General features: G+C 67.6%; 2 protein-coding genes. Both read left to right on the top strand.

Features of this window, described 5'->3' with window-relative positions; translation table 11 throughout:
• A partial coding sequence (gene fabZ / locus AC1D12_RS33990) for a 3-hydroxyacyl-ACP dehydratase FabZ (protein WP_477845475.1) occupies nucleotides 1-403 on the top strand: 403 nt, incomplete at its 5' end.
• 16 nt (nucleotides 404-419) lie between these two features.
• Nucleotides 420-1033 (top strand): acyl-ACP--UDP-N-acetylglucosamine O-acyltransferase (gene lpxA, locus AC1D12_RS33985; RefSeq protein ID WP_477845474.1); only part of this gene is annotated, 614 nt, incomplete at its 3' end.

Raw genomic sequence — 1033 nt, 5'->3', positions numbered from 1 at the left:
CCGCTATCCGATCCTGCTGGTCGATCGCGTGCTGGAGATGGAGAAGGGCGTGCGCATCAAGGCGCTGAAGAACGTCACGATCAACGAGCCGTTCTTCACCGGCCACTTCCCGCACCGCCCGGTGATGCCGGGCGTGCTGATGCTCGAGGCGCTGGCCCAGGCGGCGGCGCTGCTGTCGTTCGAGACGACCGGCGATACGCCGGACAGCGACACCGTCTACTACTTCGTCGGCATCGACGGCGCGCGCTTCAAGCGGCCGGTGGAGCCGGGCGACCAGCTGATCCTCGACGTGGCGGTCGACCGCGTGAAGGCCGGCATCTACAAGTACAAGGCGCGTGCATCGGTCGACGGCGAGCTCGCCGTCGAGGCCGAGCTGATGTGCACGATGCGCAAGGTCAGCTGATTCGGGGAGCGCAACGATGGCCACCATCCATCCCACCGCCGTGATCGCGCCGGGCGCCCAGCTGGGGGCGACGGTCAGCGTCGGCCCGTACGCGGTGATCGGCGAGCATGTGCGCATCGACGAAGGCACCACGATCGGCCCGCATGCGGTGATCGAGGGCCACACGACGATCGGGCGCGACAACCGGATCTTCCAGTTCGTGTCGCTCGGCGCGGTGCCGCAGGACAAGAAGTACGCCGGCGAGCCGACGCAGCTTCACATCGGCGACCGCAACACGATCCGCGAGTTCTGCACCTTCAACACCGGCACCTCGCAGGATGTCGGCATCACGCGCGTCGGCAACGACAACTGGATCATGGCCTACGTGCACCTGGCGCACGACGTGCAGCTGGGCAACCACACGGTGCTGGCCAACAACGCGACGCTGGCCGGCCATGTGCACGTCGGCGACTGGGTGACGATCGGCGGGCTGTCGGGCGTGCACCAGTTCGTGAAGATCGGCGCCTACGCGTTCGTCGGCTTCTCCAGCGCGATCTCGCAGGACGTGCCGCCGTACATGATGGTCGACGGCAACCCGCTCGCGGTGCGCGGCTTCAATGTCGAGGGCCTGCGGCGGCGCGGTTTCAGTGC

The organism is Rhizobacter sp. P1_G5, assembly GCF_056405435.1.
Note: the sequence above shows the minus strand (reverse complement) of the source record. Positions and strands in the feature narration are given on the sequence as shown.